Source organism: Gammaproteobacteria bacterium, assembly GCA_015709615.1.
Classification (GTDB): domain Bacteria; phylum Pseudomonadota; class Gammaproteobacteria; order Burkholderiales; family Nitrosomonadaceae; genus Nitrosomonas.
The window spans coordinates 3,195,412-3,214,613 of the sequence record CP054179.1; the positions used below are offsets into that span (position 1 = coordinate 3,195,412).

The 19,202-nt window shown below is 50.1% G+C and carries 19 protein-coding genes; 17 read left to right on the forward strand and 2 right to left on the reverse strand.

The features are described from left to right. The first annotated feature begins 5 nt into the window (after positions 1-5). The 6 genes from flhA to motD all read left to right on the forward strand — a co-directional run bounded on the left by flhA (position 6) and on the right by motD (position 6,646). Positions 6-2,090 (forward strand): flagellar biosynthesis protein FlhA, encoded by a 2,085-nt coding sequence (flhA, locus tag HRU77_15320; protein ID QOJ21932.1) that lies wholly within the window; start codon positions 6-8, stop codon positions 2,088-2,090. Beyond that, positions 2,087-3,394, forward strand: a complete 1,308-nt coding sequence (gene flhF / locus HRU77_15325) for a flagellar biosynthesis protein FlhF (GenBank protein QOJ21933.1) — start codon at positions 2,087-2,089, stop codon at positions 3,392-3,394. The genes flhA and flhF overlap by 4 nt, the downstream gene beginning before the upstream one ends. Continuing rightward, the gene (locus HRU77_15330) at positions 3,387-4,283 is read left to right on the forward strand and encodes an AAA family ATPase (protein QOJ21934.1); all 897 of its coding nucleotides are present in this window, start codon (positions 3,387-3,389) and stop codon (positions 4,281-4,283) included. The genes flhF and HRU77_15330 overlap by 8 nt, the downstream gene beginning before the upstream one ends. Before the next feature lie 6 nt (positions 4,284-4,289). Beyond that, complete coding sequence (locus tag HRU77_15335; protein QOJ21935.1) at positions 4,290-5,006, forward strand: RNA polymerase sigma factor FliA; 717 nt, start codon at positions 4,290-4,292, stop codon at positions 5,004-5,006. Between the two features lie 70 nt (positions 5,007-5,076). Beyond that, positions 5,077-5,817, forward strand: coding sequence for a flagellar motor protein (locus tag HRU77_15340; protein ID QOJ22212.1), 741 nt, complete (start codon positions 5,077-5,079; stop codon positions 5,815-5,817). A 34-nt stretch (positions 5,818-5,851) separates the two neighbouring features. Continuing rightward, the gene (gene motD, locus HRU77_15345) at positions 5,852-6,646 is read left to right on the forward strand and encodes a flagellar motor protein MotD (GenBank protein QOJ22213.1); all 795 of its coding nucleotides are present in this window, start codon (positions 5,852-5,854) and stop codon (positions 6,644-6,646) included. 11 nt (positions 6,647-6,657) lie between these two features. Here the strand turns inward: motD and HRU77_15350 are convergent, their stop codons facing one another. Together HRU77_15350 and flgM are read right to left on the reverse strand one after the other, a co-directional pair. Beyond that, positions 6,658-7,122 carry a flagellar protein FlgN gene (locus HRU77_15350; protein QOJ21936.1) on the reverse strand — a complete coding sequence of 155 codons (465 nt, stop codon included), beginning with the start codon at positions 7,120-7,122 and terminating at the stop codon, positions 6,658-6,660. Then, positions 7,122-7,427 (reverse strand): flagellar biosynthesis anti-sigma factor FlgM, encoded by a 306-nt coding sequence (flgM, locus tag HRU77_15355; GenBank protein ID QOJ21937.1) that lies wholly within the window; start codon positions 7,425-7,427, stop codon positions 7,122-7,124. Before flgM ends, HRU77_15350 begins: the two co-directional genes overlap by 1 nt. Positions 7,428-7,710: 283 nt before the next feature. On the opposite strand from flgM, the gene HRU77_15360 reads away from it, so the two are divergent. From HRU77_15360 to der, 11 genes are all read left to right on the forward strand, one after another. Further along, positions 7,711-8,460: an EI24 domain-containing protein gene (locus tag HRU77_15360; GenBank protein ID QOJ21938.1), complete on the forward strand. Its 750-nt coding sequence runs from the start codon at positions 7,711-7,713 to the stop codon at positions 8,458-8,460. Between the two features lie 48 nt (positions 8,461-8,508). After that, a complete protein-coding gene (locus HRU77_15365; protein QOJ21939.1) occupies positions 8,509-9,342 on the forward strand; it encodes a DUF3025 domain-containing protein in 834 nt (277 codons plus the stop codon). A 148-nt stretch (positions 9,343-9,490) separates the two neighbouring features. Beyond that, entirely contained in the window at positions 9,491-9,916 is a 426-nt protein-coding gene (gene ndk, locus HRU77_15370) for a nucleoside-diphosphate kinase (GenBank protein ID QOJ21940.1), read from the forward strand. Between the two features lie 24 nt (positions 9,917-9,940). Further along, entirely contained in the window at positions 9,941-11,041 is a 1,101-nt protein-coding gene (gene rlmN, locus HRU77_15375) for a 23S rRNA (adenine(2503)-C(2))-methyltransferase RlmN (protein QOJ21941.1), read from the forward strand. Beyond that, on the forward strand, positions 11,038-11,829 hold the full coding sequence (gene pilW, locus HRU77_15380; GenBank protein QOJ21942.1) for a type IV pilus biogenesis/stability protein PilW: 792 nt from the start codon (positions 11,038-11,040) through the stop codon (positions 11,827-11,829). Before rlmN ends, pilW begins: the two co-directional genes overlap by 4 nt. Continuing rightward, on the forward strand, positions 11,826-13,109 hold the full coding sequence (locus HRU77_15385) for a DUF4115 domain-containing protein (GenBank protein QOJ21943.1): 1,284 nt from the start codon (positions 11,826-11,828) through the stop codon (positions 13,107-13,109). Before pilW ends, HRU77_15385 begins: the two co-directional genes overlap by 4 nt. A gap of 38 nt (positions 13,110-13,147) precedes the next feature. Then, positions 13,148-14,386: a flavodoxin-dependent (E)-4-hydroxy-3-methylbut-2-enyl-diphosphate synthase gene (gene ispG / locus HRU77_15390; GenBank protein ID QOJ21944.1), complete on the forward strand. Its 1,239-nt coding sequence runs from the start codon at positions 13,148-13,150 to the stop codon at positions 14,384-14,386. Further along, entirely contained in the window at positions 14,386-15,663 is a 1,278-nt protein-coding gene (gene hisS, locus HRU77_15395) for a histidine--tRNA ligase (GenBank protein QOJ21945.1), read from the forward strand. The genes ispG and hisS overlap by 1 nt, the downstream gene beginning before the upstream one ends. Positions 15,664-15,690: 27 nt before the next feature. Next, positions 15,691-16,326 carry a tetratricopeptide repeat protein gene (locus HRU77_15400; GenBank protein ID QOJ21946.1) on the forward strand — a complete coding sequence of 212 codons (636 nt, stop codon included), beginning with the start codon at positions 15,691-15,693 and terminating at the stop codon, positions 16,324-16,326. After that, positions 16,304-17,566, forward strand: a complete 1,263-nt coding sequence (bamB, locus tag HRU77_15405) for an outer membrane protein assembly factor BamB (GenBank protein ID QOJ21947.1) — start codon at positions 16,304-16,306, stop codon at positions 17,564-17,566. Before HRU77_15400 ends, bamB begins: the two co-directional genes overlap by 23 nt. A gap of 209 nt (positions 17,567-17,775) precedes the next feature. Then, on the forward strand, positions 17,776-19,173 hold the full coding sequence (der, locus tag HRU77_15410) for a ribosome biogenesis GTPase Der (GenBank protein QOJ21948.1): 1,398 nt from the start codon (positions 17,776-17,778) through the stop codon (positions 19,171-19,173). Positions 19,174-19,202: the final 29 nt, after the last annotated feature.

The following is a 19,202-nucleotide window of genomic DNA, read 5'->3' on the forward strand; positions in this document are numbered from 1 at the left end:
GCACTATGAATAATGCACTCACCTTGTCATCGATAGGAACACTGAGCAACCTCAGGAACCTGGCTGGTCCGATCCTGATTATCATCATTCTGGCCATGATGGTGCTGCCGTTGCCACCGTTCGTATTGGATCTGTTTTTCACCTTCAATATCGCGGTATCGATCATCGTGTTGATGGTCAGTTTGTATACCCGCAATCCGCTCGATTTTGCGGTCTTCCCGACGATTCTGCTGCTGACCACGTTACTGCGGTTGTCGCTGAATATCGCTTCGACCCGGGTGGTATTGCTGTACGGTCATACCGGACCGGATGCGGCCGGTAAAGTAATCGAAGCGTTCGGGCACTTCCTGGTGGGCGGCAATTACGCGATCGGGCTGGTGGTGTTCATTATTCTGGTGGTGATCAACTTTGTTGTGATTACCAAAGGTGCAGGACGTATTGCCGAAGTCAGCGCGCGTTTTACCTTGGACGCCATGCCGGGTAAGCAAATGGCGATCGATGCCGACCTGAACGCCGGTTTGATCGGCGAGGATGAAGCGCGCAAACGCAGAGCAACTATTTCCCAGGAAGCGGATTTTTACGGTTCCATGGACGGTGCCAGCAAATTCGTGCGCGGTGATGCCATTGCCGGCATCTTGATTATGCTGATTACTATCGTCGGCGGGTTGATTGTCGGTGTCATGCAACATGATCTGGAATTGGGTACGGCGGCAAAAAATTATACTCTGCTGACCATCGGCGACGGGCTGGTCGGGCAAATCCCCGCGCTGATCATTTCGACCGCCGCCGGTTTGATGGTGAGCCGTGTCACGACCGATGAAGATCTGGGCGAACAAGTTTTGAATCAATTGTTCAATCAACCGCAGATATTGATCATCACTGCTGTCATATTGGGCATCATGGGTTTAATTCCCGGCATGCCGAATTTTGTATTTCTGCTGATTGCCTCGATTCTGGGTGGAATCGCTTATTTCAAACTGAAGAATCCGGTGGTGCAGCCGGTTGCAGCGCCTCCTGCACCGGAACTGCCTTCGATTGAAAAAGCCGATGCGAGCTGGAATGACGTCACGCCGATCGATACGCTGGGACTGGAAGTCGGTTATCGCCTGATTCCTTTGGTCGATAAAGCGCAACAAGGCGATTTGCTCAAGCGGATCAACGGCATTCGTCGGAAATTCGCGCAGGATATCGGCTTCTTGCCGCCAGTCATCCATATCCGCGATAACCTCGAACTGCGGCCGAATGCGTATTGCATCACGTTAAAAGGTTCGATCATCGGCCAAGGGGAATCGTATTCCGGAATGTATCTGGCGATCAATCCGGGGCGTGTCACGGCGCAATTGCCGGGCACGGCGACGACCGATCCGGCATTCGGCCTTCCCGCCGTGTGGATCGAAGCGAACTTGCGCGAGCAAGCGCAAATCAACGGTTATACCGTGGTCGATGCCAGTACGGTGGTGACCACACATATCAATCATCTGATCCATACCTATGCCGCCGAATTACTGGGACGGCAGGAATTGCAGAAATTGCTGGATCATCTCAATACGCAATTTCCGAAACTTATCGAAGATCTGGTGCCGAAACTGCTGCCGCTGTCGACGGTGCAAAAGGTTCTGCACAATCTGTTGGAAGAGAATGTGCATATTCGCGATATGCGCACCATCGTTGACGTATTGACCGAGCATGCGGCGCAAACACAAGACGCTATCGACTTGACCGCGGTCGTCAGAGCCGCCCTGGGGCGTGCGATCGTCGATCAATATTATCCTGCCGGCGCGGAAGTCCAGGTAATGAGTCTGCACCCTGAGCTGGAAAATATTCTGACGCACGTCATGCAAACCGGCGGTGCGCAAGGTGCCGGTATCGAACCTGGGCTTGCCGATACGCTGTTGCGGGAAGCTCGCAACGCCGCGCAACAGCAGGAAAAACTGGGATTGCCGCTGGTGCTGCTGGTACCGGGCGCAGTCCGCTTCCTGCTGGCAAGATTTTTGCGCCGCGCTATTCCGCAATTGCGTGTGCTGGCGCATTCCGAAATTCCGGATTCACGAAAAATCAAAATCACTTCCATGATTGGAGGTAACAAATGAAAGTAAAACGCTATCTTGCTGCCACATCCCGCGAAGCGCTGCGTCAAGTTAAAGAGGAATTGGGTGAGGATGCCGTCATTCTGTCGAACCGGAAAACCCGGGACGGCGTGGAGATCATGGCATTGGCGGATTCCGACATGAGTAATCTGGTGCACACGCCGGCATCGCCGCCGCCTTCAATGTCGCCGTCAAAGGGGATTGGGATTTCGCACTACGAACAAAGTAAAGCGCTGAGCGCCCCGGAGCCGTCGTATTCAACGTTGTTATCGATGGCCAATGAGCCGGCGGAAAGCCAGAAAAACTCGAATAACGGATTATCCGCATCGCTGGCCAAAGACATCATCGCCGAGATTCAAGCCATGAAAACCACGCTGGAAGATCAACTGGCGACAGTGGCCTGGGGAAATTTCACTCAGCGCAGGCCGGAAAAAATGAAACTGCTGCGCACACTGCTGGATAACGGTTTTAGTCCGCTGCTGGCACGCCGCCTGATCGACAAATTACCGGATGGTCTCGATTACGAACAAAGTTTGAAACAAGCGCTATCCGCTCTGACGTTCAATTTACACACGGTTGCCAGCGACGACATGATTGAAAAAGGCGGCGTGTATGCCCTGGTCGGTCCCACCGGCGTCGGTAAAACCACGACCACGGCAAAAATCGCGGCGCGTTGCGTCATTCGGCACGGTGCCGACAAAGTCGCGCTGCTGACGACCGACAGCTACCGGATCGGCGGTCACGAACAACTCCGGATTTACGGGCAGTTATTGGGTGTTCCGGTGCGCAATATCAAAGACACTGAGGATCTGCAGTTAACGCTGTCGGAACTGAGAAACAAACACATGGTGCTGATCGATACCGTGGGCATGAGTCAGCGCGATCAGATGGTGGCGCAGCAAATCGCGATGCTCAGCAACTGCGGCGCGGATGTGAAGCGCATGCTCATCCTCAGCGCCGCGTCTAACGGCAGAACGCTGGATGAAGTTATCTCCGCCTACCAGAAGAACGGCGTTTACGGCTGCATCATCACCAAAGTCGACGAGGCCGCGAGCCTGGGGGTGTCGTTGGATGTCGTCATCCGCAGAAAATTGCCGTTGCACTATGTCGCGAACGGGCAGAAGGTTCCGGAAGATATTCATGCCGCCAATGCACGCTACCTGCTTCATCGCATTTTCAAATCGGCGCCGGGAGACAGCGCTTTCACACTACAGGATGCGGAATTTGCTTTGATCATGGCAAGCAAGAATAACGCCGAGTTACCGCAGGCAGAAGAAAAATCACTGGCGGGATTGATGTATGACTAGGCTGATTTTACAAGACCAAGCGGCGGGTTTGCGTAACCTGGTTTCGTACCGGGGACATGATGCGGCGCGTGTTTTTACCATCGCCGGCGGCAAATCGCGCGTCGGGAAAACCAGTGTCGTGGTCAATTTGGCCGCCGCGCTGGCGCAGAACGGCCAGCGGGTTTTATTGATCGATGAAAATCCTTGCCATAACAATATTTGCACCAGTTTGGGTTTGCAAGCGCGCTTCGATTTATTGCATGTAATTCATAAAGACAAAAGACTGGATCAAGTGCTGCTGCACAGTCCGGACAATATCACCGTGTTATCTGCGATGCGCGGCATTCATGCGCTGAGCACGTTGAATCCATTGGAACAGGACTGGCTGGTTAAGAGTTTTTCCGAGCTGACCGAGTCGGTCGATATCGTGCTGATCGATACCGCGATGACTGGCACGACGCATGTTTTGCCACTCAGTCTGGCTTCGGAGCAAGTGATGATCGTCATTTCCGGCTCGGCGTCGTCGATTACCGGTGCTTACGCGCTGATCAAAATCATGAGTCAGGAATACGCCAAGCAGCATTTTCTGATTTTGGTGAATAAAGTTGAATCGGAAACGGAGGCGTTGATGATTTACCAGAATTTATACCGGGTGGCGCGTCAGTATTTGACGATATCGCTGGAATATGCCGGTTACGTTCAAAGCGACGAACGATTACGAAATGCAACGCAATTGTGTAAACCGGTGATAGAGCTATTCCCGGCTTCGCAAGCGGCGGTTTGTTTCCGGCATGCGGCGCGAAATATTTTGCGTTCCACTTGCCCGGATAGATATAGCGGAGGAATGGATCATTTCATGCAGCGATTGATTATGACGAGTCATTTGAGTATGGCCAATTTTACGGTGTGATTGAATATGTATACTGCGACTGGAACTAAAACGATTGATAAAGAACAATTTATCACTGAATTTACGCCGCTGGTAAAGCGCATTGCCTATCATATGATGACGCGTTTACCGGCCAGCGTGCAGGTCGATGATCTGATTCAAGCCGGGATGATCGGCTTGTTGGATGCGATTAATCGCTACGAGGGCTCATACGGGCGCCAGTTTGAAAGCTATGCGGCGCAGCGGATACGGGGCTCAATTCTGGATGAGTTGCGCGAAGCCGATTGGTTGCCGCGCAGCATCCGGAAAAAGATGCGCCGTATTGAAGCAGCAGTGAGTATGCTGGAACAGCGCAACGGTTGCGCACCGAGCGAACAAGATCTGGCGACGGAACTGGATATGTCGTTGGATGAATACCATGAAACGCTGCAAAGCGCGCGCGGTGCGCAATTGATTTATTACGAGGATTTTCAGCAGGAAGACGAAGAACCGTTTCTGGATCGCCTGTTTATCGATTCTGAAGGCGATCCATTGAATGCGCTACTGGACGAAAATTTTCGCAACACTTTGATTGCCGCCATCGATAACCTGCCGCCGCGGGAAAAACAGGTGATGGGTATGCATTACGAACAGGAAATGAATTTACGGGAAATCGGCGAAGTGCTCGGTGTCAGCGAGTCCCGTGTTTGCCAGCTGCATACGCAGGCCGTTGCCCGGCTGCGCAGCCGCTTGAGAAATACGTAAGGCGTTTTTTTATCCCGATTATCCAGCACCGGAGCCGTAAACGGATTTTGTCATGTTCAAAAAATCAAAAATGGATTTGAACAGTGTTTTCGGCATTCTGCTGGCCTTTGTCGCGATCATCGGCGGGCAATTCCTAGAGGGCGGTCATCTCAGTTCGTTGATGCAGGCCGCGGCTTTATTAATTGTCATGGGGGGTACTGTCGGGGCGGTGTTGCTGCAAAGTCCGGTAAAAATTTTTGTCAATGGTATCCGCATGAGTACCTGGGTTTTTTTCCCGCCATCCAATTCCCCGCAAGCTTTGATTAAACAAATTATCAATTGGTCGCAAATATCCCGGAAGGATGGATTATTGGCGCTTGAAGCACTGGTACCCGGGGTAAAAGATCCGTTATCGAAAAAAGGATTGCAGCTGCTTGCGGATGGCAGTCCGCCGGACAAATTGCGTGAAGCTTTGGAAATTGAGATCTTGGCTGTGGAGAATTATCTGCGTCAATCAGCACGAATCTGGGAAGCTGCCGGCGGCTATGCGCCGACCATCGGTATTTTAGGTGCGGTACTCGGATTGATTCATGTGATGGAGAACTTATCCGATCCCAATCTGCTAGGAAATGGCATTGCCGTTGCTTTTGTCGCGACCGTCTACGGCGTCGGTTTGGCCAATCTGGTTTTTTTACCGATCGCGAATAAGCTGAAAACGATCATCGGTGAACATGTCGTGCTGCAAGAAATACTGGTCGACGGTTTTGTTGCCATTGCGCACGGCGAACACCCGCGTCTTATCGAGAGCCGGTTGAATGGTTATTTCATTTAATGCACGCCTTGGATTAAACGATTACTGAATGGCTATGTTACGAAGAAAAAGAAGGCAAAAAACCGATGACTATGCTGAAAATCAGGAGCGCTGGCTGGTATCCTACGCCGACTTCATAACGCTGCTATTTGCTTTTTTTGTGGTCATGTACGCGGTTTCATCGGTCAACGAAGGTAAGTATCGTGTCTTAAGCTCTTCATTAGTGAGTGCATTCAAAAGCAGCAACCCTACCAATGCGGTGCCCGTGCAATCGACGGAATTTGTGCCTATTAACATCCACCCATCGAATCAAACGGATTCAATCAAGCTGATTGACAATCTCAGCATACACACAGCGAAGAAGCAGGAAAAAATGAAAAGCATGGCCAAAGACATTCTGCATGCTTTGGATCCCTTGGTAAAAGACGGTCAGGTAAGGATTACGCAAAGTTCTCAGGGAATAACGGTGGAGATTAACGCCAGTGTTCTTTTCTCACCGGGACAGGCTAAACTCGCCGAGAATTCAAGTTTGACGCTGCAAGCGGTTGCCAATGTGATCAAGGGACATGAACATGAGATTCATGTCGAGGGGCATACGGATAATTTACCTATCCACAATGGCAACTTTCCATCAAACTGGGAATTATCGACAGCCCGCGCAAGCAGCGTGGTCAGATTGTTTATAGAAAACGGTGTTGAAGCGCATCGGCTTACTGCAATCGGCTATGGTGAAAATAGACCAATAGAGAGCAATGAAACATTGGACGGTAGAAAAAGGAATCGCCGGGTATCGGTTATGATTCTATCAACCAACCCGGATAAGGTCACTGAGATTCCAATTGTTGAATAAGTAGATTGAGATCAAATGTAAGTTTGACCTTTGGGACCATAGAGCGAAACATTTCCCGCCGCACAATGCAAAGCGGCAAAAGTACGTTGGTTATGTTGTAGTTGGGACGAAATCATCAAGCCGTTGGAGTAATTAAGCTGCTGAGCAATTTTTGCCAAATTGAGTAACTCATTCCATAAAATTTTTATTTCAGACAAACTGGAATGTTGTTTGGTTAACTCGGTTAGCCAATTATCGATACTATTTTTTTCCAGGATGAGTCCTTGTTTCTTCAGATATTCATTACGATCTTCATCAAATTGAATCAATTCTTCAATTAAACGCGATTTATCCGAGGCGAGATAATCGATATCTTCTATTTTTCCTTCAATGAGTGCATTTTCTTCTTTTTTCAGAATCTCGATGAATGCTTGAAAGATATTCTTTTCAGTTTCGAGTTCTTTCAGAAAGCATGCTATGTGTTGTGATGAAGACATTAAGCCGCACCTTTTTTAGACTGAATTAGCTCTTTAACTGTTTCAAGTAGCCGGTCAGCAACTACGCCAGGATTTATTTGAAAATTTCCTTCACTGATTGCTTGCTTTATTTCTTGAACCCGAGCTGAGTTTACAATCGAACCGCTCGCCGAGCTGCTGTCAATATTTTGCAGTTTCGCAACATTTGCACTTAAATGCACGCTTTCTTCTTGACTGGTATCCGCAGCTGAAGTGACATCAGTACGCCTTTTCCCATCATTGACTGATACGGTAGACACTGGCTGTAATGTTTTATCTATTTTCATTTTTATACCTCTTAACGAAATTCATTGCGTGTCATATCGACACCTTTGTTTGGAACTTTAGTATGCAAAGCATTTTCATGTGACTTGGGACGATTTGAATCAAGAATCAAGTTATCAGTTTTTCAAAAACTGCACTACTGTTGTGATTTTTTTACGGCATATGCAGGGATAAATTCAGTGTTTCATAAATATCCGGATTTATTGTGTGGGCGCTAGCAAACCCGATGGATATCATAGATAATTTCGCCACCTGATCATAATCATTTATTTAACTGGTAATTAAATGTCTTTTATATTTAAAGCAATTGCAAGTGCATTTCGCGATCTGATACGTTTTAAGATTGCTTGGATTATAGTTTGGCCGATTCTGGTTTCGACTCTTTTGTGGCTTGTTATTGGTTTTGTTTTTCGTGAAAATTTTTCCGAACTGGTTATTTTATTTTTAAATGAAGCTGGTATCGGTGAGTGGCTGCAAAATCACGGTTCTGATTGGGTTTCTGCTGCCATTGAGAATCTGATTTACATCATGGTATATATACCGCTTGTAATAGTAACTACTTTAATTATAACGGCTATTTTTATAATGCCGGCACTGATCAATCTGGTGGCGAATCGTGACTATCCCGAACTTAAGCGTGAATATGGGGGGAGTATCGCCGGAAGCATCATCAATGCGCTACTTGCCAGCGGCGTATTTATACTGATCTGGGTTGTCACTGTGCCGCTTTGGGCAGTAGGAGCCGGTATTATCGTTCCCTTTATTGCAGCGGCATTTATGAACCAACAGTTATTCCGTTATGATGCGCTATCCGAGCATGCCACTAAGCAGGAAATTAAATTGATCTGCGCGCAAAACCGGTATTCGTTATGGGGATTGGGATTATTAACGGGATTTATTCAGTTTGTGCCGGTACTCAATTTGTTGGCTCCGATCTATACGGCCTTGGCATTTATTCATTTTGGTTTGGATCATCTGAAGCTGGTGCGGGCCGGTGAAGCGGGAAAGAATGGTCCATCTATCGATAATCAATAGTTTTTACACATTGAAACAAAAATTACACCGGTCAGATCGAACTTCAATATGGGTGTGCATGAGTGGGATCCCGGTTTCGTTGATCGTTCGCCGATGTTTGAATCCTTTCTCCATCTGAAAGGATATATAGAGAATCAACAAAACTGGCCGGAGCCGGATGATCTCAATCATTTCAATTTCCGGCAAAACCGGCAGATTTTTACCCGCTCGGGAAAACTTGTCCGTTTTGTATCCCAAACTCCTGGAAAACAGGATGCCGGGCAAAAATATGAATCAAGAATTTATTTGACTGGCCAAGTGCCGACAAGGGCCGGGAACTGGCATGATTTTTTTAATGCGTTGGTATGGAAATTATTTCCGCGCGCCAAATCGGCGCTCAATGAATTGCATTTTCAGGCGCAGCTGGCGGAACTATCCAATAAAGACAAAAACCGGTGCGGATTAAGAGACGCTGCAACTCTTTTTGACGAATCCGGCGTGATCGTCATTGGCAGTCAAACTGCATTAATTCAATTAATCAAAGATTTTGAGTGGAAAGAATTATTTTGGCGGCAGCGAAGTGCAGCGTTGTCATCCATGCGGTTTTTTATTTTTGGTCATGGATTGTATGAAAAAGCACTGAATCCCTATACCGGTATGACTGGAAAAGCTATTATTTTTGAAGTGCATCAAACTTTTTTTGCACAAGCGCTGCCAGACCAACTTGTTGCGATTGATTCGATGCTGGAATCTTTTTTGTTACATACACTATCGGCCAGCTCCGATCTCGCGCCTGTCCCCCTATTAGGTTACCCAGGCTGGGTTGAGGATAATAACAATGAAACATATTATGAAAATAAGAAATATTTTCGCGAGCGGCATAAGCCTAATCAAATGATCTAGAAATATTTCTTCATTGATAATAGCGCCCATTCCGGGAAATTCCCTTCGGGTAATGATCGATGAGCGAATTAATCCCGATGTTTTTCGAATCACGGTTGTTTTTTTGTTAAAATATAACGTTTAATTTATTAATTTATTGGAGTATTTGATGGCGATTGAGAGAACACTATCCATTATTAAACCGGATGCTGTGGCAAAGAATGTGATTGGACAGATTTATTCCCGTTTTGAATCAAACGGTTTGAAAATTATCGCGGCGCGCATGGTGCATTTATCGCAAGCCGATGCGGAGCAATTTTACGCTGTGCATCGAGCACGCCCATTTTTCAACGATCTGGTTAAATTCATGACATCCGGTCCGGTGATGGTGCAAGTGCTGGAAGGAGATGACGCCATTAAGAAGAATCGCGATTTAATGGGCGCGACCGATCCCAAGAAAGCGGAGAAAGGAACGATTCGCGCCGACTTTGCCGACAGTATCGATGCCAATGCCGTGCATGGTTCGGACGCACCTGAGACGGCTGCGGTTGAGATTGCCTGTTTCTTCCCGGCGTTGAATATCTATTCACGTTAAAACACCAAGTTTTGTAGCTCAATAGTGACAATCAATCTGTTAAATTACGATGGCAAGGGCCTGGTTGATATTTGCACCGGAATAGGTGAAAAACCTTTCCGTGCAAAACAGCTGCTGCGCTGGATTCATCAGTTCGGTACTGCTGATTTTGCCGCAATGAGTGACTTGGCCAAAAGTTTGCGCGAGAAACTGGCTGCGATGGCGGTTATCGAATTGCCGCAAATCACCTATGACTCCGAGGCCGCGGACGGCACGCGCAAGTGGCTGCTGTCGGTCGGTTCCGGCAACGGTATAGAAACGGTATTCATACCAGAAGCCAATCGCGGCACGCTCTGCGTATCCAGTCAAGTGGGGTGCGCTTTGGCGTGTGCTTTCTGCTCGACGGGAAAACAAGGTTTTAATCGTAATTTAACAGTGGCCGAAATCATCGGGCAGCTGTGGATTGCCAACAAGATGATCGGATTGGAGACCGGAGATAAGGTGCCGCAGGCAAACCGAGCCGTGACCAACGTGGTCATGATGGGCATGGGGGAGCCGCTGGCAAATTTTGATAACGTGGTTACCGCGCTGGATATTATGCTGGATGATCATGCGTATGGTCTTTCCCGCCGTCGTGTAACCGTCAGCACATCCGGGTTGGTGCCCGCGATCGACCGGTTGCGGGAGCGCTGCCCGGTCGCTTTGGCGATTTCTTTGCATGCGCCGAACGATGCATTACGTGATCAATTGGTGCCGATTAATAAGAAGTATCCGATCAAGGAATTATTGGCGGCTTGCCAACGCTATCTACCGTCCGCTCCGCGTGATTTCATCACGTTTGAATACGTCATGCTGGATGGTGTCAATGACAGCGCCGCGCATGCGCGTGAGCTCATCAAACTGGTGCAGGATGTTCCTTGTAAATTTAATTTAATTCCGTTTAATTCATTTCATGACTCCGGGTTTAAACGTTCTTCTGCTGAAACCGTGCGGGTTTTCCGGGATATATTGATGCAAGCAGGATTGGTTACCACGGTGCGGAAAACCCGGGGTGACGATATTGCCGCAGCGTGCGGTCAACTTGCTGGGCAAGTGAAAGACAAGACACGCCGTACGGCCGGTTTGAAAACAGAGGCTGTACAGTGAAAAAAAATTGGTTGCTGCTGCTTTTTGCACTGCCGCCGGTCTTATTAGGATTGAGCGGGTGCGTGCAGCAAGCCGTGAACAGTGGCATGCCGGTTCAGACTGGATCGGATCGGGCGCTGCAAAGCGCTAAAATCCATACCGAACTGGCGGCCGAATATTATTATCGCGGGCAACTTGATGTCGCCATCGAAGAAGTCAATGAAGCCTTGAAAGCTCAATCCAATTACGCGCTGGCTTACAATGTGCTGGGGTTGATTAATATGACTTTGAATGAAAACAGCAAAGCGCTGGAGAATTTTGAGCGCGCCGTCCGCTTGGCGCCGAGAAATTCCGAAATCCGCAATAACTATGGCTGGTTTTTATGTCAGCGCTTTTCCCAACGCATGGATCAAGCGATTGAACATTTCATGACGGCGGCCAAGGATCCACTCTATGCCACACCGGAAATGTCTTATGCCAACGCCGGGATTTGCGAGACAAAACGCCAGAATTACACGGAAGCAAGGCTTTTGTTTCAGAAAGCATTATCCCTTCAGTCTAACTATTCGCCAGCGATAATCGGATTGATCGATATTGATTTTCAGCGCGGTAATTTAGCGGAAGCAAAATCCAAGCTGGCGCAGTTTTCGCAGAATAACCCCCCCACTGCGGAAAGTCTGTTGATGGCGATAAAAATTGAGCAGGCAATGGGGAATCAATTGGCCGTTGACAGCTATATTTTTCAGTTGCAGAAACATTTTCCTGAGTCCAAAGAAACAGCCATGATTCGAGAAGGAGCGGTGAAATGATGAATACAACCGATGAGAAAAACGGCGGCAATCAGCGATTTTCCGAAAACGCTCAGGCCGTGCCGACGGTGCAAGAAAATGTCGCTATGGCCGCAGAGCAGACCACTTTAACTGATCAGCATGAAGAGGATTTCAATGCGCCGGCGTCCGGCGCTGATCATCACCGCGGACAACTTCAAACCAATAATAATTACAACAGCATGAGTATGCCGTTTGATAATCCGCCGGCAAAAACCGAATTCAACAACATTGATGCGGCGAGCGTTGTGCAGAGTGTCGGCCATTTATTGCGCAACGCGCGAATGGCCAAAGGCATGAGTATCGATGAGGTATCGCGGCAATTGCGCCTTTCCGTGCCGCAAATCGAGGCGATTGAAAAAGAAGATTTTGAGCGAATACCCGGACGTACGTTTTTACGTGGTTTTATTCGCAATTATGCCCATCTGGTGCAATTGGATCCGGCTCCGTTGCTGCAAATGCTTCCGGCATCGACACGGGTAGTATCAACCTATGAACGTACCCCGTTCAAGAACAAACAAATATCGTTTTCCTCGAACCGCGAGGCTCCGGGGAATCATTCGTTGATTATCGCTGTCATTTTGCTTGTAATCGTGTTAGGTGCATATTTTCTATTTGAAAACGGCGGTTGGAATAAGAATTACGATTCCAATACCACAAGTGAAGAAACAAAAAATGAACCTGCAACAACATCTGTGGCGTCGGTGGAGATTCAATTGCCTTTGCCGGCGGTTGTTAAGAATTCAACCGATGCACCAGTGAATAAATCATCTGAGGAGGCCACCCACACGGCACGTAATCCGGAAAATGCTGAAACAGCGGCGGACGTAAAAACAACTACCGTAGTAGTCGACATTAAGCCTGTTATAGAGAAAACTGAGAAAACCGAAAAAATAGAGAAGACTGAAAAAGCCGAAAAAGCCGAAAAAGCCGAAAAAGCCGAAAAAACCGAAAAAACCGAAAAAACCGAAAAAACCGAAAAAACCGAGAAAGTAGAGAAGAAAGCGGATACGGCGAAAAACATAGGCCATTTATATTTCAAATTTACTGCCGACTCCTGGGTCAAAGTTGTTGACGGCGCCGGTACTTCCGTATTCGAACAGCTCAAGAAGGGCGGCAGCGAGCAGATGGTCACCGGCAAGCGGCCATTGTCGATCGTGATAGGCAATGCATCGGGTGTCAATCTCACCTATAATGACAAGGAAATCGACATTTCGTCCTATAAAAAACAAGGTGGAACCGCGCGTTTCACGCTCGAATAAAAATCTCTGTAATCTTTTGATCTCAATACCATTAAATTATGTCTGACAATAGTTCTTCAATAAATCGCCGGCCCAGTGTGGGCGTCCGGGTTGGCCCAATTATGGTGGGCGGTGGCGCACCGATCGTAGTGCAATCCATGACCAACACCGATACGGTGGATGAGGTTGCCACAACCGAACAAGTGGCGCAATTGGCGCGCGCCGGCTCCGAGCTGGTGCGTATAACCGTCAATTCGATGGAAGCGGCGAAAGCGGTAGCGGGAATTCGCGCGCGTCTGGATGATATGGGTTGCCACGTGCCGTTAGTGGGCGATTTTCATTTCAACGGTCACAAGTTGTTGACCAGTTACCCGGAATGCGCACAAGCACTGGATAAATTGCGGATTAATCCGGGTAATGTCGGGCATGGCAAGAAACGCGACGAACAATTCAGCACGCTGATCGAAATTGCCTGCAAGTACGACAAGCCGGTACGCATCGGTGTCAACTGGGGAAGTCTGGATCCGGAAATGCTGGCGCGCATCATGGATGAGAATGCGGCTTCCAGTGATCCGCAAGACGCCAAATACGTCATGCGCGAGGCGTTGATTACGTCGGCGCTGGAGAGTGCGGCCAAGGCGGAGGAAATCGGTCTGCCACGCAGCAAGATTGTATTGTCCTGCAAAGTGAGCGGCGTGCAGGATTTGATTATGGTGTACCGGGAACTGGCCGAGCGTTGCAATTATGCGCTACACCTAGGCCTGACCGAAGCGGGCATGGGCTCCAAAGGGATTGTGGCATCGACGGCGGCATTGGCCGTGCTGCTGCAGGAAGGTATCGGCGATACCATCCGCATCTCGCTAACACCGGAACCGGGTGGAACGCGTTCGCGCGAAGTGATCGTCGCGCAGGAAATTCTGCAAACTATGGGATTGCGCGCGTTTGTTCCGTTGGTAGCCGCTTGCCCGGGGTGCGGACGCACCACCAGCACGTATTTTCAGGAGCTGGCGGAAAGCATTCAAGCGTATGTGCGCGACGAAATGGTGGTGTGGCGCGAGCAATACGATGGCGTGGAAAATATGACGCTGGCGGTCATGGGGTGTGTGGTGAACGGCCCGGGTGAAAGCAAGCATGCCAATATCGGCATCAGCCTGCCCGGTTCCGGCGAGACCCCGGTTGCGCCGGTATTCGTCGACGGTCAAAAAACAGTGACTTTGAAAGGCGATAATATCGCCAACGAATTCCGCGCGATTGTCGATCGCTATGTCAGCGAAAAGTATCCGAGAAAAGCTGTCTGATGGCTAATGGCGTAAAAGCGATCCGCGGGATGAATGACATCCTGCCGGATGAATCGTATTTGTGGGTGCATTTTGAGCAGACCGTGCAACGCTGGCTCGCCGCTTACGGTTACCGCAATATCCGCACGCCGATCGTCGAACAGACCGATTTGTTTATCCGTTCCATCGGCGAAGTGACTGACATTGTGGAAAAAGAGATGTATACCTTTGTCGATCATCTCAACAATGACAGTCTGACGCTGCGGCCGGAAGGCACCGCTTCCTGTGTGCGTGCGGTGATCGAACATAGTTTGTTATATGCCGGCCCGCAGCGCTTGTATTATGCCGGCCCGATGTTCCGGCACGAACGCCCGCAAAAGGGCCGCTACCGGCAATTTCACCAGGTCGGTGTGGAAGCATTAGGCTACGCCGGATCGGATATCGACGCGGAATTGATCGTGATGTGCGCGCGTCTGTGGGATTTGCTGGGAATTTCCGGTTTGCGGCTGGAAATCAGTACGCTGGGAAACGCCGAGTCGCGCGCGTTGCATCGTTCCCGGCTGATCAAATACTTCGAGCAACATCGCGGCGTGCTCGACGAAGATTCACTGCGGCGCTTGCATACCAATCCATTGCGCATCCTCGACAGCAAGAATCCGGCCATGCAGGGCATCATCGATAATGCACCGAAGCTGATGGACGATCTCGATACCGAATCGCTCAGTCACTTTGAATCCTTACAGCATATCTTGCGCGAGCAGGGGATTAACTTCGAAATTAATCCGCGTTTGGTCAGAGGGCTCGACTACTACAATCGCACGGTATTCGAATGGGTCACCGATAAGCTCGGCGCGCAAGGAACTGTCTGTGCGGGTGGACGATACGATGGCTTGATCGAACAGGTCGGCGGGAAACCGGCGCCCGCTTGCGGTTTTGCCATGGGCATTGAGCGCTTGCTTGCGCTGATGCAGGAAGGCGGTGGAAAGATTCCTCCGCAACCGATACCGGATATTTATATCGTGCATCAAGGAGAACAGGCGGCGGGCTATGCCTGGAAGTGCGCCGAATCGCTCCGCGATCAAGGTCTTAACGTCATTTTGCATTGCGGCGGCGGCAGCTTTAAATCGCAAATGAAGAAAGCCGATGCTTGCGGCGCGCGCTATGCCATGATTATCGGTGACGATGAATGTAAGGCGCAAGAAGTGATGCTCAAGCCGTTGCGCGAACCGGTTGAACAGGCGAGCGTGAAGCTGGATCTGGTTGCTGAATTGATTAATAACAAAGAATCACACTATTAATAAACTGGCGTTAATTAGGAAAATACCATGGCATACTCTCATGAAGATCAGGAAAGAATCGAAGGACTCGCGGCATGGTGGAAGCAATACGGCAACGCGATCACTATCGTGTTGACGGCGGTTCTGGTAGCGGCCGGTGCTACCAAGGCATGGCAATATTATCAACAGAAGCAGGCGTCGCAGGCGGCCGATTTGTATGCTTTATTGCAGCAAGTGCAATCCGGCGGCGATGCGGCGAAAATCAACGACGCGGCGCAATTGCTGACGGCAGGATACCCTTCCAGCGGTTACGCGCCCCGTGCAGCGTTGATTGCCGCGCAAGCGGATGTGCAAGCGGGCAACAACAAACGCGCGATACAAAACCTGCAATGGATTATCGATCACGCCAAGGAAACGGAAATGCACGATGTGGCGCGGTTGAGAATTTCCGGTATTTTGCTCGACGAAGGTAAATACGATGAAGCATTACGGACGTTGAGCACCGGTCACGGTAAAGCGTTCGCCGGGTTGTATCTGGATCGCAAGGGCGACATTCAGGTTGCGGCGGGTAAAATTGCCGAAGCCAAGTTGAGTTATCAGGAAGCGATCGACAAATTAAGTAAAAGTAACAATTATTTCAATATTGTCCAAATGAAATTGGATGCGCTGGGTGTTTCCGACTAGATTACGCATTGCAGTGGCTATCCTGCCGGATTGCGCCCGATCCTTCGGGCGATTATTTTACTGCGGATTGATTTGCGCGTTGCTACTGCCGGGGTGTGGCACGATGAATCCCTTTGATATGCGCCTCATTGAATCGATGAGCACAGGGATATCCGATCTGATGATAACCGATGAACCGATTGTTTACGACAAGGAAGAACTGGCCGCTTTAAAGGCCGTTGAGCGTATTCCGCTGAAATGGAAAGACAAAGTCAGCGAGAACGAAATTGCTTCCTTCTATACTGCGTATGACAACGGCGCGGTCTATGTCGCCGATGAAGCAGGAAAACTGACTAAATATAACGCCGCGACAGGTAAGCAAGAGTGGCAAGTCAAAACCAAAAGCAAATTTTCCGCCGGCGTGGGCATTGGCGATGGATTGATTCTGATCGGAACTTTCAAGGGCGAAGTGCTGGCCTATAACGAATCCGGTCATATGTTATGGCAATCGTCGGTTACCAGCGAAATCCTGAGTCCGCCGCAAGTGCAAAATAATGTTGTCGCCGTGCGCACTGTCGATGGCCGCATCTTCGCGCTCGACGCCATCGACGGCAAGCGCAAGTGGATTTACCAGGGCGCAACGCCGTCCTTGACGGTGCGCAGCACAGCCGGGATAACTTTGGCGCACGGCGCGATATTCGCCGGTTTTCCGGGTGGCAAAATGGTGGCGATGAGCTTATTCAACGGCAACATCGGCTGGGAAGTCGCCGTTTCCCAGCCGCGCGGCGTGACTGAACTGGAGCGCATGACGGATATTACCAGCGCGCCGGTGATCAATGACCGCCTGGTGTGTGCGGCTGCCTATCGCGGCCGTGTCGCGTGCTTTGCCATTAACGATGGCGCGCCGATTTGGGCGCGCGAATCTTCCAGCAGCGCCGGCCTGGCAATGGATAACGATTATGTCTATGTAACCGAAGAGAACGGCGTGGTGGCCGCTTACGATTTGCTCAGCGGGGCCAGTATGTGGAAACAAGGCCGATTGGGCAGCAAGAAACTAACCCGGCCCGTCATTACCGGACAATATATTGTGGTGGCGGACGATCAGGGTTATGTCAATTTGCTGCGCAATTACGATGGCGCCTTGATCGCCCGCGCACCCACCGATGGCAGTATGATTCACAACGCCGCCAGCCTGTTGCCGGATGGTTTTGCGGTGCAGACAGACAATGGTGGCGTTTACGCTTTCAGCACGCAATTCTAGGGAAGCTCTGAAAAAGGTAGCGAGCGATGGTCAGGCAAAGTGAAATCAAACGAAAAAGCGCAATTTACAGGTAGTAAATGAGCATTTTGAGACTGATTTCAATGCAGCATAACCGCGTGCAGTAGTTTTTCAGAGTTTCCCTAGCAACCGCATTTTTTCCATTTTTTCATTAAGCGGCACACACCGCATTACGGTAGCAGTAAAAAATCATGAAACCCACCCTTGTTCTGGTTGGCCGTCCGAATGTCGGCAAATCGACTTTATTTAACCGCCTGACGCGCACGCGCGACGCCATCGTCGCGGATATTCCCGGCTTGACACGGGACCGGCATTATGGCCAGGGCAGGGTGGGGGACAAACCCTATCTGGTCATGGATACCGGCGGTCTCGAACCGGTTGTCAAGGACGGTATTTTGCACGCCATGGCGAAACAGACGCTGCAAGCGATCGACGAAGCGGACAAAGTATTGTTCATCGTCGACGGTCGCCAAGGTGTAACGGCGCACGACAGGATCATCGCCGAGCAATTGCGCAAATCCGGGCAAAAAATTTTACTGGTGGTGAATAAAACCGAAGGCATGGCGACCGCTGTCGTTACGGCAGAGTTTTTCGAATTGGGCTTGGGCGAACCGCATGCGATTTCCGCCATGCATGGCGATAACATCCAGGAACTCGCCGATGTGGCGCTGGCGGATTTTCCCGAGGCTGAAGAGGAAGAACCGGAAAGCAATCATCCCAAAATCGCCATCGTTGGCCGCCCGAATGTCGGCAAATCGACATTGATCAATACATTGCTCGGCGAAGAGCGGGTGATCGCCTTCGATCAGCCGGGCACCACGCGCGATAGCATTTACATCGACTTTACCCACAAGGACAAACAATACACGCTGATCGACACGGCCGGATTGCGCCGCCGCGGCCAGGTGCATGAAACCGTGGAAAAATTCTCCGTCATCAAAACGCTGCAAACGATCGAGGACGCCAATGTCGTGGTGCTGGTGCTGGACGCGCGCAATGAAATTTCCGACCAGGATGCGCATATTGCCGGATTTATCCTGGAAACCGGCCGTGCATTGGTCATCGTGGTGAATAAGTGGGACGGTTTGGACGACTACCAGCGCGACACCATCAAACGTGAATTGAACCGCAAATTGGCCTTCTTGGGTTTTGCGCAGCTGCACTATATTTCCGCACTGCACGGCAGCGGTATGAAAAACTTGTTGCCTTCGATCGATGCCGCCTATGCCGCGGCCATGGCGCATTTGCCGACACCAAAACTGACGCGCGCGTTGATCGCCGCCGTCGCGAAACATCCGCCGCCGCGCGGCGGCATGTCGCGCCCGAAAATGCGCTACGCCCATCAAGGCGGTTCCAATCCGCCGCTGATCATCGTGCACGGCAGCATGCTCGAACATGTGCCGGATAGCTACCGGCGTTATCTGGAAAACACCTTCCGCGAAACTTTCAAACTGACCGGTACGCCGCTGCGCGTCGATTTTAAAGTTGGTCATAATCCCTACGCCGACAAAAAACCCGCTCCGCCGACCGAGGATGACTTGCGCCGCGCGCATAACCGGCGGCGCCGTAATCGCAAGAAGTATGGTTAAATCGGAATAACCGGCCGGAGCGAAGTGAT

Excerpts from the sequence above, each read along its gene's own strand:
- flhA (QOJ21932.1), top strand. The coding sequence starts at position 6 with ATGAATAATGCACTCACCTTGTCATCGATAGGAACACTGAGCAACCTC.
- flhF (QOJ21933.1), top strand. The coding sequence starts at position 2,087 with ATGAAAGTAAAACGCTATCTTGCTGCCACATCCCGCGAAGCGCTGCGT.
- HRU77_15330 (QOJ21934.1), top strand. The coding sequence starts at position 3,387 with ATGACTAGGCTGATTTTACAAGACCAAGCGGCGGGTTTGCGTAACCTG.
- HRU77_15335 (QOJ21935.1), top strand. The coding sequence starts at position 4,290 with ATGTATACTGCGACTGGAACTAAAACGATTGATAAAGAACAATTTATC.
- HRU77_15340 (QOJ22212.1), top strand. The coding sequence starts at position 5,077 with ATGGATTTGAACAGTGTTTTCGGCATTCTGCTGGCCTTTGTCGCGATC.
- motD (QOJ22213.1), top strand. The coding sequence starts at position 5,852 with ATGTTACGAAGAAAAAGAAGGCAAAAAACCGATGACTATGCTGAAAAT.
- HRU77_15350 (QOJ21936.1), bottom strand. The coding sequence starts at position 7,122 with ATGTCTTCATCACAACACATAGCATGCTTTCTGAAAGAACTCGAAACT.
- flgM (QOJ21937.1), bottom strand. The coding sequence starts at position 7,427 with ATGAAAATAGATAAAACATTACAGCCAGTGTCTACCGTATCAGTCAAT.
- HRU77_15360 (QOJ21938.1), top strand. The coding sequence starts at position 7,711 with ATGTCTTTTATATTTAAAGCAATTGCAAGTGCATTTCGCGATCTGATA.
- HRU77_15365 (QOJ21939.1), top strand. The coding sequence starts at position 8,509 with ATGGGTGTGCATGAGTGGGATCCCGGTTTCGTTGATCGTTCGCCGATG.
- ndk (QOJ21940.1), top strand. The coding sequence starts at position 9,491 with ATGGCGATTGAGAGAACACTATCCATTATTAAACCGGATGCTGTGGCA.
- HRU77_15385 (QOJ21943.1), top strand. The coding sequence starts at position 11,826 with ATGATGAATACAACCGATGAGAAAAACGGCGGCAATCAGCGATTTTCC.
- ispG (QOJ21944.1), top strand. The coding sequence starts at position 13,148 with ATGTCTGACAATAGTTCTTCAATAAATCGCCGGCCCAGTGTGGGCGTC.
- hisS (QOJ21945.1), top strand. The coding sequence starts at position 14,386 with ATGGCTAATGGCGTAAAAGCGATCCGCGGGATGAATGACATCCTGCCG.
- HRU77_15400 (QOJ21946.1), top strand. The coding sequence starts at position 15,691 with ATGGCATACTCTCATGAAGATCAGGAAAGAATCGAAGGACTCGCGGCA.
- bamB (QOJ21947.1), top strand. The coding sequence starts at position 16,304 with ATGCGCTGGGTGTTTCCGACTAGATTACGCATTGCAGTGGCTATCCTG.
- der (QOJ21948.1), top strand. The coding sequence starts at position 17,776 with ATGAAACCCACCCTTGTTCTGGTTGGCCGTCCGAATGTCGGCAAATCG.